Here is an 11,437-nt window from a genome sequence, read left to right as displayed (position 1 = left end):
CAGGTTTCGCGCAAGAAAAAGGCGCGGCCGGATGCAGATCCGCCGCGCCTTGAGATGTTGTGCAGGAAGGGGCGTTCAGCCGAAGAGCCAGCCCCAGGCCCAGCTGATGACCCAGCCGCCGACCTCGCCGAACTTCAATACGACCCCGGCCCAGGTGATACAGCCGAGGATGTTCCAGAAGGCAAAGCGTGGCAGCGTCATGCCGCTCATCCCCGCCATCAGAAAGACCACCGGGCGCAGCAGGGTGGCAAAGTGACCCGCGAAGATCGTCACCGGCCCCCAGCTGAGGAACGCCGTATTCGCCTTCGCCTTCCATTCCGGATGGTCGCGCATTGGGCGCATCTGCAGAATAGACGCGCCGTAGCGCCATCCCAGCCAATAAGAGAAGAACGAGCCGACCATCGCCCCGATCGAGGCCCCGATCCACAGCGTTGTGAAGTTCAGGATGCCATTGGCCGCAAAGGCGCCCACCCCGACCATGATCGCCGTCGACGGGATCAGGATCGACAGAAAAGCGGTGGTTTCGGCGGCCGCGAAGACCAGCATGATCCAGGGGGCAAACGCATGATGGCGCTCGATAAAGTCGATTATCTGGTCGATCAGATCGGTCATAGTGCCTCGCTAGTTGCGAGACCTTTGGACGAGAAAAACCCTGGGAACAAGACCAAAGCTCCGGCGCGCCGTCGCAGTTACGCAAACTTCGCGTATAAGGCCCTGACGGCATCGCGATGCCACTTTGCTGTGCAGCCATGGTTACAATCCCGAGAGTTGGCGATGGATCGAGAGCGCGGCGTCACGGCCTTCGGCCACGGCGGTCACGGTCAGGTCCTCGCCCCCGGCGGCGCAATCGCCCCCGGCCCAGACCTGCGCCGGCGCGGTGTCGATCTTGCCGCCTTTGGCAGTCACCCCATCGGGCAGACCGGTGAGGCGCTGGCCGATGGCGCGCAGCACCTGATCGGCTTTCAGCGTGAAGGTCTCGGGCAAAAGCCGCAACCCATCGGGCCCGTCCTCGGTATAGGCGAATTCCACGGCTTCGGCGCGGGTTTCGCCGATCACCCGCAGGGGCGCCGCGTTATGGATGATTCGAACGCCTTTGCTGGTGGCGTGATCCTGTTCATGTTCGGAAGCCGACATTTTCTCCTGGCTGCGGCGATAGACGATGGTGACATTTTCCGCCCCCAGAAGCCGCGACTGCACCGCCGCATCCACCGCCGTCATGCCGCCCCCGATCACCACCACATCGCGCCCGACCGGCAGCGTCGAGAGATCATCTGACTGGCGCAGATCCGCGATGAAATCGACCGCATTGCCGACGCCATCCAGATCCTCGCCGCCGGCGGAAAGGAGATTCACGCCCTGCAAACCGATCCCGAGGAACACCGCATCATAGGTATGGCGCAGCTCGGCCAGCGTGATGTCACGGCCAAGCTCCACCCCATTGCGCAATTCGATACCGCCGATCTGCAAAAGCCAGTCCACCTCGGCCTGAGCGAAACCGCCGGTCGATTTGTAGCTCGCGATACCATATTCATTCAGGCCCCCCGGCCGGGGGCGGCGTTCAAACACCACGATATCATGACCGAGCATCGCCAGCCGATGCGCGCAGGCGAGCCCTGCGGGCCCTGCCCCCACCACAGCCACCCGCCGCCCCGTGGGCGCCGCGCGCTGGAACGGATGCCCCTTCGGCATCGCAAAATCGGTGGCAAACCGCTGCAAACGGCCGATTTCGACCGGTTTTCCTTCGGCCACCTCGCGCACACAGACCCCTTCGCACAAGGTCTCGGTCGGGCAGACGCGGGCACAGATGCCGCCAAGGATGTTTTGCGACCAGATGGTCTTTGCCGCAGCCTCCGGCGTGCCGGTTGCGATCTGGCGGATGAAAAGCGGGATATCAATCGCAGTCGGGCAGGCCGTCATACAGGGCGCGTCATGGCAGAAATAGCACCGGTCTGCGGCCACCCGCGCCTCATGCACATCAAGCGCCGGCAGGTGGTCGAGAAAATTGCGGTCATATTCCTCGGCTGGCAAACGTCCCGATGCGATACCGGGGGTCAGCGGGCTGTTGCTCATCGCACAAGACCTCTCTGTTGGGGGATAGTTGCTGGTTTCGGCTCTTCCTGGGCTTCTTCTTCCGGGCTCAGCGTCTCACAGGTCTTAAATTTTACCAAATGGAAAAATTTTAAACCCTGTTCCGACTGCCATGCCGCGCGCCCGCAGCTGAAAAAAGCGCCAATCAGCGCCTCAGGCCCGTGGTGATGGATCGGCGCTTTTCTCTGGTGAATGGCTGCCCTATAAGCGGAGATCAGCAGAAACGGGGCCTTGTGAGCGCTGACAATCGCGCCCATATCCGCGCCGTTCAATCAGGTGCAACAAAGTCAACAGGCGATGAAACGCCATCAGAGGACGGCATGAGCAAACATTCTTCCGACGCAGACGTCGCATTCATCTCGGCACTCGCCGAGCTTCTGAACAAGAACGAGCTGACGGAGATCGCCGTCAAACGCGAATATGGCGAAGATGACAGCCTTGAGGTCCGGGTCGTCAAACAGGCGAATATCGTGACCACGGCTGTCGCCGCGCCTGCTCCGGTCTATGCAGCGGCACCCGGGCTCGCTCCTGCAGCCGCAGCGGTCGCAGCCCCTGCCGCCTCGGAAGATCCGACCCAGCATCCGGGCGCCGTGACCTCGCCCATGGTCGGCACGGTCTATCTGTCGGCAGAACCCGGCGCCGCGCCTTTCGTCACCGTGGGCGCCCAGGTCAAGGAAGGCCAGACGCTTCTGATCATCGAAGCGATGAAAACGATGAACCACATCCCGGCGCCGAAATCCGGCACGGTGAAGCGCATCGTCGTCGATGATGCGACGCCGGTCGAATTTGGCGCGCCCCTGATGATCATCGAGTGAGGCCATCGGATGTTTGAAAAACTCCTGATCGCCAACCGGGGCGAGATTGCGCTGCGCGTGATCCGGGCCTGCCGGGAAATGGGCATCAAATCGGTCGCGGTCCATTCGACCGCCGATACCGATGCGATGCATGTGCGGCTGGCGGACGAATCCGTCTGTATCGGGCCGGCTGCCTCTTCGGGCTCCTATCTGAACAAGGCGGCGGTGATCTCGGCCTGCGAGATTTCCGGCGCCCAGGCCGTGCATCCGGGCTATGGTTTCCTGTCGGAAAATGCCGATTTCGCCCAGGCGCTGGAAGATCACGGCATCACCTTCATCGGCCCGACCGCGCAGCATATCCGGATCATGGGTGACAAGATCACCGCGAAAGAGACCGCGAAGGAACTGGGGATCCCCGTGGTTCCCGGCTCGGATGGCGGTGTGCCGGATTACGAGACCGCGCAACGCGTGGCCAAAGAAATCGGCTATCCGGTGATCATCAAGGCGACGGCCGGTGGCGGCGGGCGCGGTATGAAAACCGCGCTGACCGAGGCCGATCTGGAAATCGCCTTCCGCACCGCGCGTTCCGAGGCCAAGGCGGCCTTCGGCAATGACGAGGTCTATATCGAGAAATACCTGCAAAAACCCCGCCATATCGAGATCCAGGTCTTCGGGGATGGCAAAGGCAAAGCAGTGCATCTGGGCGAGCGCGACTGCTCTTTGCAGCGCCGCCACCAGAAGGTTTTCGAGGAAGCGCCCGGCCCGGCGATCACCCCGAAACTGCGCGCCGAGATCGGCAAGATCTGCGCCGACGCGGTTGCGAAGATCAACTATATCGGCGCCGGCACCATCGAATTCCTCTATGAGGACGGCAAATTCTACTTCATCGAGATGAACACCCGCCTTCAGGTCGAACATCCGGTGACCGAGTTCATCTATGGCGTCGATCTCGTGCGCGAACAGATCCGTGTCGCGGCCGGCCTGCCGATGTCGCTGGCCCAGGCCGATCTCGAAGTGAATGGCCATGCCATCGAGGTCCGTATCAATGCCGAGAAACTGCCGAATTTCACCCCGTCTCCGGGTCGGGTAAAGACCTTCCACGCGCCGGGCGGGCTTGGGGTGCGGATGGATTCGGCGCTTTACGGCGGCTATTCGATCCCGCCTTATTATGACAGCCTGATCGGCAAGCTGATCGTCCATGGCCGCGACCGGCCCGAGGCCCTGGCCCGTCTGCGCCGCGCGCTTGGCGAGCTGGTTGTCGACGGGATCGAGACCACGGTGCCGCTCTTTGAGGCATTGCTGAACGAGCCGGACATTCAGAGCGGGGATTACAATATCCACTGGCTCGAAAAGTGGCTCGCGGCCCAGTTCGCGCCCCGCGACTGAGCCCGGATGACGGCGACTACCCCGGAACTCCTGCTGCACGCCTATGCGGCGGGAGTTTTTCCTATGGCGGATTCGCGCGACGATCCCGAAATTCACTGGGTCGATCCGCACAGGCGCGGCGTGCTGCCGCTGGACGGGTTCCATATCTCGCGCAGCCTTGCGAAAACAATCCGCCGCGCGCCCTGGCGTGTCTCGGTCAATGAGGCGTTTCGCGATGTGGTTCTGGCCTGCGCCGACCGCGAAGAGACCTGGATCAACCCGCAGATCCTGGCGCTTTACCAATCGCTTCACGAGATGGGCTTTGCCCATAGCCTCGAGGTATGGGAAGATGATGCCCTGGTCGGCGGTGTTTATGGCGTCAGCCTCGGGGCGGCGTTTTTCGGCGAAAGCATGTTTTCGCGCCGGACCGATGCGTCAAAACTGGCGCTCGCCTATCTGACGCACCGGCTGCGGGCCGGCGGCTATCTGCTGCTCGATACGCAATTCATCACGCCGCATCTGGCGAGCCTTGGCGGCGTCGAAATCCCGCGTGCCGCCTATCACGAGCGCCTGCGCGCGGCTCTGGGCCGCAGGGCCAGCTTTCTCCCGACGGGTTACTCGCCTTCACCCTCTTCGGTCTCTTCCGGCGTCTCGATTGTCTCGGGCGGCTTATAGCCCGGCACGATGCAACGCAGCACCCAGACGTCATAGCGCGGGTGATCCATCGCAGACAAAGCCGGCGCAGAAGCCAGCATCCAGCCCGTGAACACCGGGTCCTGACGGCTGGAATCAAGAATGGTGAGATGGGCCTCGGCTTCGGCAGCCGGATTTTCCTGGGGGTAGCGGCACTGGTTCAGCTGGATCGTCAGCCGCCCATTGGTCGCCGCCTGGCCGCGCGACAGCTCCAGATCGCCGGTGCGCCCGGTCAACGTATCAAGCCAGCGGATCTCGGCGCCTTCGCCCTCTGCAAATCCCTGCGCGAAAGCAGGGCCAGCGGCGCAGATCAGAAGTAAAGCCAGAGCCCGCCGCCGCATCAGCCGCCATCCGCCGGCGCCGCCGCGCCGCTGTCAGAGGAGCCGCTGCCCACGAATTTCAGCAGGAGCGAAATCAGCGAAACCGAGCCCTGGGTATCCTCGATCTCATCACCCGGGCCCAGCACATCCGCCATGCCGCCCGGTTGGATCTCGACGTAACTGCCGCCCAAAAGCCCGTCCTGCGAAATCAGAATCGCGGAATCGCTCGGCAATTCGATCCCCTGCCGCATCGAGATCGTGGCATCGGCGAAAAAGGTTGCCGGATTCAACTCAAGCTTTGTGATCGTGCCGACCTTCAGCCCTGCGAGCCGGACATCCGAGCCAACCTGGATCCCGTCCACCGCACGAAAGGAGGCGGTCAGCGGATAGGTCTGGGTGGCGCCAAAGCCACGCCCTGCCCCATTCGCGGCCCAGACGGCAAAACCGATCCCAACGGCGAGCACAGCGGCCCCGGTCAGCACTTCTGCAACAGAATGACTCATCCGTGAAACCTCACCCTGCCCCCTGGCCTGCGCGATCCCGTCATTCGGGCGCCCAGGCCTCGTAATCCTTGCGCTCTGCCGGCACACCGCGCCGGATCGAACCGGGCGGCGCATAGGCCAGATCCGACCCCGAGAGATTCTCGTGATGCGGCTTTTCCCAGACCTTATGTTTCAGCGGCGCCTCGGTCGGCGGCTTTTCCCAGGTGTGATGCAGCCAGCCATGCCAGTCCGGCGCGACACGGCTCGCCTCCATCTCACCATTAAAGATCACCCAGCGTTTCTTACCGTCTTTCGACTGGTAGAACACATTGCCCTGATCATCTTCACCCACCTTCACCCCGTTTCTCCAGGTGAAGAACCTCGTGTTCAGCGTCTCGCTGTTCCACCAGGTCAGAAGGCTGAGCAGGAACTTTTTCATACCTGTTTCTCCGGGCATATCTTCGTCCCCCCATATGAACCAGCCATCACCAAAGGTCCAGAGCCAGCGCGCCGCCTCCCCCTACTGGCGCGCCGTTCCGCCTTTCATCTGTCTGAAAATATCCCCGCCGGAGGCATCCGGAGTTGCGACAACCGCAACAACAGAAAAAGGGCGCGCCGTTCCCGGCACGCCCCCTGACTTTCACCGACCAATGCCTCAGGCGCTGGCGGCCTGCTTTTTCTTGCCCGGCGTTTCGGTATGGACCAGCAAAGGCACCGCCTTGCCGCCGACCACTTCCTCATTCACCACAACCTCCTGCACGCCTTCCATGCCCGGCAGTTCGAACATGGTGTCGAGCAGGATATCTTCCATGATCGAGCGCAGACCACGGGCACCGGTTTTGCGCTTGATCGCGCGCTGCGCAATCGCCGACAGCGCCTCGGTGGTAAAGGTCAGCTTCACATTCTCGATCTCGAAAAGCCGCTGATACTGTTTCACCAGCGCGTTTTTCGGCTCGGTCAGGATGGTGACCAAAGCTGCCTCGTCAAGGTCTTCCAGCGTTGCCAGCACCGGCAGACGGCCGACGAATTCCGGGATCAGACCGAATTTCAGCAGATCTTCCGGCTCCAGCTCTTTGAACAGCTCGCCGACACCGCGCTCATCCGGGCCTTTGACCTTGGCACCGAACCCGATCCCCGACCCTTTGCCGCGCTGCGCGATGATCCGGTCAAGACCGGCAAAAGCGCCGCCGCAGATGAAGAGGATATTGGTGGTGTCGACCTGGAGGAATTCCTGCTGCGGATGCTTGCGCCCGCCCTGCGGCGGCACCGAGGCAACCGTGCCCTCCATGATTTTCAGAAGCGCCTGCTGCACCCCCTCGCCCGAGACGTCGCGGGTGATCGAAGGATTGTCCGACTTGCGGGTGATCTTGTCGACCTCATCGATATAGACGATGCCGCGCTGTGCGCGCTCGACATTATATTCCGAGGCCTGCAGCAGTTTCAGGATGATGTTCTCGACATCCTCACCGACATAGCCCGCCTCGGTCAGCGTGGTCGCATCGGCCATGGTGAATGGCACATCAAGGATGCGCGCCAGCGTCTGCGCCAGCAGCGTCTTGCCGGTCCCGGTCGGGCCGATCAGCAGGATATTCGATTTCGAAAGTTCGATATCCTGTTTCGACGAATGGTTCAGACGCTTGTAATGGTTGTGAACCGCGACCGAGAGCACCCGTTTCGCATGGGCCTGGCCGACAACATAATCGTCGAGAACCTTGCAGATCTCGCGCGGTGTCGGCACGCCCTCACCGGTTTTCAGCCCCGAAGTCTTGGTCTCTTCGCGGATGATATCCATGCAAAGCTCGACGCATTCATCACAGATGAACACGGTCGGTCCGGCGATCAGCTTGCGGACCTCATGCTGGCTTTTGCCGCAGAACGAGCAGTAAAGCGTGTTCTTGCTGTCGCCCGAATTGGTGGCCATGCGTAACCCTTTGCAGTCGCCGCGCAGATAACGCGGCCATTTCAGTGGAGAAGTCTAGGACAGGTCCGAAACCTCCACAACGCCAAATCGCCCGAGGATGGCCCGCTCCCGGGCCAATCTTCACATCGCTGTCATTATGCGGTCACGGCAGGCGATAAACCTGCCGCGCCGGTGCCAGAAATGATTCTTCCCTGGCCGGTTCTCACTTGGCGAGATCGTCGGCCTTACCGCGCTCGGCCACGATCTCGTCGATCAGCCCCCAGGCTTTTGCCTCTTCGGCGGTCATGAAATTGTCGCGCTCCAGCGCGTCTTCGACCGTTTTCAGATCATTGCCGGTATGTTTGACATAGATCTCGTTCAGGCGCCGTTTCAGCCGTTCGGTATTGCGGGCGTGAATCAGGATGTCGGTCGCCTGGCCCTGGTAGCCGCCCGAGGGCTGGTGCACCATGACCGAGGAATTCGGCAGGCTGAACCGCATGCCCTTTTCGCCGGCCTGCAACAGAAGCGAGCCCATCGAGGCCGCCTGGCCGATCACCAGCGTCGAGACCTTCGGACGAATATATTGCATCGTGTCATAGATCGACAGACCCGAGGTCACCACGCCGCCGGGGCTGTTGATATACATCGAGATTTCCTTGGTCGGGTTTTCCGCCTCAAGGAACAGAAGCTGCGCGCAGATCAGCGAGGACATGCCGTCATGCACCGGACCGGACAGGAAGATGATCCGTTCCTTCAGCATGCGCGAATAGATGTCATAGGCGCGCTCGCCCCGGCTGGTCTGTTCGACGACCATGGGGACCAGCGTATTCATATAGTGTTCAACGGGATCGCGCATCGGGGCCTGCCTCTTCAGTTCAATATCTGTGTTACTGCCGTAAAGTTTCCGGAATCTTAGTCATGCGCCAGAGGGGCTGCAAGGGAGGGCTCCCACCTTTCCCCGCCCCGTCGCATCGCGCCCCTAGCGCCGCAACCGCATCTCGGCTCTGAGCCCGCCCAGATCCCTGCTTGTCCCAAGCCAGAGCGCACCGCCATGGCTCGCCGCAATATCCGCGGTGATCGAAAGGCCAAGCCCGACACCACCGCCCCGGTTGGGGTCACGCGCGCTGCCGAGCCGGGTAAAGGGCTGAACCGCTTTTTCACGCTCGGCCTCAGGAATGCCGGGGCCATTGTCTTCCACCGCGAAGACAAGGGTGTGAGGCGAAAAGCTGAGGCTGATCTGCGCCATGCTGCCATGGCGGAGCGCATTGCCGACCAGGTTTTCAAGCGCACGGTGCACCCCCTGCCCCCGCAACTTCGCCCGCCGGGAGACACCGGTCACCACAAGATCCGCCACAGTGCCGCCGCCGCGCCTGGCAGCCTGGATCACCTCGGTCGCGATGGCGGCGGGGTCGCAATCCTCCTCCCCCTCGGTCGCATCGCCGCGCACAAAGGCAAGAAACTCATCCACGAGGCGCTCCATCTGGATCACATCGGCCTGGAGGTCGCGGCTGTCCTCATCTTCCGGCATCAGCGACAGCGCCAGCCGCATCCGGGTCAGCGGCGTCCGGAGATCATGACTGACGCCCGATAGCATCAGCATCCGCTGTTCAATCTGGCGCTCGATCCGGTCGCGCATCTCGACGAAAGCCCGCCCTGCCGCCCGCACTTCCAGCGCGCCGCGCGGCCGGTAGGCGATCCGCTCGCCGCGCCCGAAGGCCTCTGCCGCCTCGGCCAGTTTCGCGATCGGGCGCAGCTGCCGGCGCAGGAAGAAGAACGAAATCACTGTCATCAGCACCGAGGTGAGCACCATCAGCACCAAAAGCTGATGGGGATTGGTCGCAGACATCCGCCGCCGCGCGATATCGGCCTGGATATCGCCGAAAGGCGTCGCGATTCTGGTGCGCACAATCCGGTCATCCCCCGAGACATCGGCCGCGCGCATCTCGGGGATCTCGGCATGGAGGGTCTCGACAATTGCCTGGCCGGAGAAGTCGAAGACCGCGACCGAGTCATCGACCGGCGCAAACGGACCGGGCGGAAAGGTCACCGTGATCTGCAGCGGCCCGCCGACCGCATCGGCCCGCGCCCGCGCCTCTTCCGCGCTGCTTCCGGCCCTGAACTCCTGCAGGAGATATGCGAGATCAATCGCCACGCCGCCCGTCATCTGGCGCGTCACCCCCTCATAATGGCGCTGGATGAAAGCCATGGACACCACCAGCTGAATGATGACGATGGGCAGCACCAGGATCAGGGCGGCCCTGCCATAGATCCCGCGCGGAAGCAGATGTTTCATTGTGATCATGCGAAGAGGCTAGAGATGTCGTCCGAAGAAGAAAAGCCGTCCGTGCTGGCCGCGACTGTCGGCGCGGCAACTGACAAGGCAATCGGCGAGACAGCGCTTGCCGGTCTGCCGTTGCGCCGGGTGCTTGCGGATAATCCCGGACCGCTGACCGGGCCGGGCACAACGACCTGGCTTGTCGGCCGCGGTGCGGTCACGGTGATCGACCCCGGCCCGGCCTTGCCCGCGCATCTGGAGGCAATAGTCGCGGCCCTGGATCCCGACGAGAGAATCGCCGCCATCCTCGTGACGCACCCGCATCTCGACCATTCGGCGCTTGTGCCGGATCTCGCCCGCGCGACCGGCGCCCCGGTTTACGGCTTTGGCCCTGCCGGATCGGGCCGTTCTCCGGCGATGCAGGCGCTTGAGGCAGCCGGCCTGAGCGGTGGCGAGGGAATCGACCGCAGCTTCGCGCCGGATATCCGCCTCGCAGATGGCGCAGAGTTTCAGATCGGATCCGAGACCTTTCGCACCCTCCACACCCCCGGTCACAGCGCCGAGCATCTGAGCTTCGCCTGGCGCGGCGCGCTGTTTTGCGGTGATCACATCATGGCCTGGGCCCCGAGCCTCGTCTCGCTGCCCGATGGCGATATGGGCGCCTATATGACGTCACTGCAGCGCCTTGCCACAGAAAGCTGGACCTGCCTCCTGCCCTGCCATGGCGAGGTTATTGACGATTCCGCCGGAAGAATCGCCGCGCTGATTGATCACCGCCTGAAGCGCGAGGCCAAACTCCTTGCCGCCCTCACCTCGCACCCGATGAGCCCGGACGACCTCCTGCCCATCGTCTATGCCGATACGCCCGAGGCCCTCTGGCCTGCGGCAAGACGCAACCTTCTGGCGCATATCGCCGATCTGACCAGCCGCGAGCAGGTCACAGCCACCGCCTGGCCCGGCCCCTCACCCCTGGTAACCGCCCGATGACGCAAAAGAATTTTTTCGCATGTTTTTCTGGTTTTGCCTCTTGCCGCCCCAGAATCCTCTGGCTATACGTCGCCCCATGTTCCGGCGTAGCTCAGCGGTAGAGCAGTTGACTGTTAATCAATTGGTCGTAGGTTCGATCCCTACCGCCGGAGCCATAAATCCTCAGGGATTACAGCTACTTAGAAAAGGCCCGCTTTCGAGCGGGCCTTTCTCGTTTTGGGCCGGGTAACATATGGGGTAACAGCAGCGCTGACCACCAATGCCCCTGCCCTGCCAGGTGACGAATCGGAACTGAAGCGCATCGGCCCAGTGTTTAGCCAGGGGCTGCCGCGACGAATGCTGCCCGCGCTGATCCCCTCCGAGTGCGACATCCGCGACATGGCCCCCAGCTAGCGCCCGTGATAGCCCCGCCGCTCCACAAGAAGGCGAGCAGCACAGTGCCTCAGGACGAACAGCATTTCACCGAGCTTGACGACGACGATATCCGATTCCTCAGCACACAGCTGCGCGAGGTAAAGCAAGCACGGGTACGT

General features: G+C 62.5%; 13 protein-coding genes and 1 tRNA gene. 5 read left to right on the top strand and 9 right to left on the bottom strand.

The features are described from left to right. Positions 1-75: 75 nt before the first annotated feature. The 3 genes from M3484_RS00820 to M3484_RS00810 form a co-directional block, all read right to left on the bottom strand. Complete coding sequence (locus tag M3484_RS00820; protein ID WP_249495358.1) at positions 76-612, bottom strand: DedA family protein; 537 nt, start codon at positions 610-612, stop codon at positions 76-78. A gap of 141 nt (positions 613-753) precedes the next feature. Beyond that, a complete protein-coding gene (locus M3484_RS00815; protein WP_249495357.1) occupies positions 754-2,070 on the bottom strand; it encodes an NAD(P)-dependent oxidoreductase in 1,317 nt (438 codons plus the stop codon). Then, positions 2,067-2,345: a hypothetical protein gene (locus M3484_RS00810; RefSeq protein WP_249495356.1), complete on the bottom strand. Its 279-nt coding sequence runs from the start codon at positions 2,343-2,345 to the stop codon at positions 2,067-2,069. The genes M3484_RS00815 and M3484_RS00810 overlap by 4 nt, the downstream gene beginning before the upstream one ends. Before the next feature lie 63 nt (positions 2,346-2,408). Between M3484_RS00810 and accB the strand changes: the two genes are divergently transcribed. The 3 genes from accB to aat are packed head-to-tail and all read left to right on the top strand — an operon-like array spanning position 2,409 to position 4,922. Further along, on the top strand, positions 2,409-2,903 hold the full coding sequence (accB, locus tag M3484_RS00805) for an acetyl-CoA carboxylase biotin carboxyl carrier protein (RefSeq protein WP_092897979.1): 495 nt from the start codon (positions 2,409-2,411) through the stop codon (positions 2,901-2,903). A 9-nt stretch (positions 2,904-2,912) separates the two neighbouring features. Next, positions 2,913-4,268 carry an acetyl-CoA carboxylase biotin carboxylase subunit gene (gene accC / locus M3484_RS00800; protein WP_249495355.1) on the top strand — a complete coding sequence of 452 codons (1,356 nt, stop codon included), beginning with the start codon at positions 2,913-2,915 and terminating at the stop codon, positions 4,266-4,268. A gap of 6 nt (positions 4,269-4,274) precedes the next feature. Beyond that, positions 4,275-4,922, top strand: coding sequence for a leucyl/phenylalanyl-tRNA--protein transferase (gene aat, locus M3484_RS00795; RefSeq protein ID WP_249495354.1), 648 nt, complete (start codon positions 4,275-4,277; stop codon positions 4,920-4,922). Here aat and M3484_RS00790 read toward each other — a convergent pair. The 6 genes from M3484_RS00790 to M3484_RS00765 all read right to left on the bottom strand — a co-directional run bounded on the left by M3484_RS00790 (position 4,862) and on the right by M3484_RS00765 (position 9,935). Further along, positions 4,862-5,281, bottom strand: a complete 420-nt coding sequence (locus M3484_RS00790) for a DUF2155 domain-containing protein (protein WP_249495353.1) — start codon at positions 5,279-5,281, stop codon at positions 4,862-4,864. The two genes, aat and M3484_RS00790, sit on opposite strands and share 61 nt — an antisense overlap. Continuing rightward, complete coding sequence (mlaD, locus tag M3484_RS00785) at positions 5,281-5,763, bottom strand: outer membrane lipid asymmetry maintenance protein MlaD (RefSeq protein WP_092897987.1); 483 nt, start codon at positions 5,761-5,763, stop codon at positions 5,281-5,283. Before mlaD ends, M3484_RS00790 begins: the two co-directional genes overlap by 1 nt. Before the next feature lie 40 nt (positions 5,764-5,803). After that, on the bottom strand, positions 5,804-6,181 hold the full coding sequence (locus tag M3484_RS00780; protein WP_092897989.1) for an NADH:ubiquinone oxidoreductase subunit NDUFA12: 378 nt from the start codon (positions 6,179-6,181) through the stop codon (positions 5,804-5,806). Between the two features lie 216 nt (positions 6,182-6,397). Then, positions 6,398-7,663, bottom strand: coding sequence for an ATP-dependent Clp protease ATP-binding subunit ClpX (gene clpX / locus M3484_RS00775; RefSeq protein ID WP_092897991.1), 1,266 nt, complete (start codon positions 7,661-7,663; stop codon positions 6,398-6,400). Between the two features lie 202 nt (positions 7,664-7,865). Beyond that, the gene (locus M3484_RS00770) at positions 7,866-8,498 is read right to left on the bottom strand and encodes an ATP-dependent Clp protease proteolytic subunit (RefSeq protein WP_092897993.1); all 633 of its coding nucleotides are present in this window, start codon (positions 8,496-8,498) and stop codon (positions 7,866-7,868) included. 123 nt (positions 8,499-8,621) lie between these two features. Next, positions 8,622-9,935: an ATP-binding protein gene (locus M3484_RS00765; RefSeq protein WP_249495352.1), complete on the bottom strand. Its 1,314-nt coding sequence runs from the start codon at positions 9,933-9,935 to the stop codon at positions 8,622-8,624. A 24-nt stretch (positions 9,936-9,959) separates the two neighbouring features. Between M3484_RS00765 and M3484_RS00760 the strand changes: the two genes are divergently transcribed. Then, positions 9,960-10,904 (top strand): MBL fold metallo-hydrolase, encoded by a 945-nt coding sequence (locus tag M3484_RS00760; protein ID WP_249495351.1) that lies wholly within the window; start codon positions 9,960-9,962, stop codon positions 10,902-10,904. 80 nt (positions 10,905-10,984) lie between these two features. Next, positions 10,985-11,059: transfer RNA gene (locus M3484_RS00755), tRNA-Asn, on the top strand. The last annotated feature ends 378 nt before the right edge of the window (positions 11,060-11,437 follow it).

Origin of the sequence: Pseudomonas sp. GX19020 (genome assembly GCF_023371075.1) — a bacterium.
In the GTDB taxonomy this organism is placed as follows: domain Bacteria; phylum Pseudomonadota; class Alphaproteobacteria; order Rhodobacterales; family Rhodobacteraceae; genus Pseudogemmobacter.
The sequence above is the reverse complement of the archived record's forward strand: the minus strand, read 5'-3'. Positions and strand labels throughout refer to the sequence as shown.

Excerpts from the sequence above, each read along its gene's own strand:
- M3484_RS00760 (WP_249495351.1), top strand. The coding sequence starts at position 9,960 with ATGTCGTCCGAAGAAGAAAAGCCGTCCGTGCTGGCCGCGACTGTCGGC.
- aat (WP_249495354.1), top strand. The coding sequence starts at position 4,275 with ATGACGGCGACTACCCCGGAACTCCTGCTGCACGCCTATGCGGCGGGA.
- M3484_RS00810 (WP_249495356.1), bottom strand. The coding sequence starts at position 2,345 with ATGGGCGCGATTGTCAGCGCTCACAAGGCCCCGTTTCTGCTGATCTCC.
- M3484_RS00820 (WP_249495358.1), bottom strand. The coding sequence starts at position 612 with ATGACCGATCTGATCGACCAGATAATCGACTTTATCGAGCGCCATCAT.
- M3484_RS00770 (WP_092897993.1), bottom strand. The coding sequence starts at position 8,498 with ATGCGCGATCCCGTTGAACACTATATGAATACGCTGGTCCCCATGGTC.
- M3484_RS00780 (WP_092897989.1), bottom strand. The coding sequence starts at position 6,181 with ATGAAAAAGTTCCTGCTCAGCCTTCTGACCTGGTGGAACAGCGAGACG.
- accB (WP_092897979.1), top strand. The coding sequence starts at position 2,409 with ATGAGCAAACATTCTTCCGACGCAGACGTCGCATTCATCTCGGCACTC.
- M3484_RS00790 (WP_249495353.1), bottom strand. The coding sequence starts at position 5,281 with ATGCGGCGGCGGGCTCTGGCTTTACTTCTGATCTGCGCCGCTGGCCCT.
- mlaD (WP_092897987.1), bottom strand. The coding sequence starts at position 5,763 with ATGAGTCATTCTGTTGCAGAAGTGCTGACCGGGGCCGCTGTGCTCGCC.
- M3484_RS00765 (WP_249495352.1), bottom strand. The coding sequence starts at position 9,935 with ATGAAACATCTGCTTCCGCGCGGGATCTATGGCAGGGCCGCCCTGATC.
- accC (WP_249495355.1), top strand. The coding sequence starts at position 2,913 with ATGTTTGAAAAACTCCTGATCGCCAACCGGGGCGAGATTGCGCTGCGC.
- clpX (WP_092897991.1), bottom strand. The coding sequence starts at position 7,663 with ATGGCCACCAATTCGGGCGACAGCAAGAACACGCTTTACTGCTCGTTC.
- M3484_RS00815 (WP_249495357.1), bottom strand. The coding sequence starts at position 2,070 with ATGAGCAACAGCCCGCTGACCCCCGGTATCGCATCGGGACGTTTGCCA.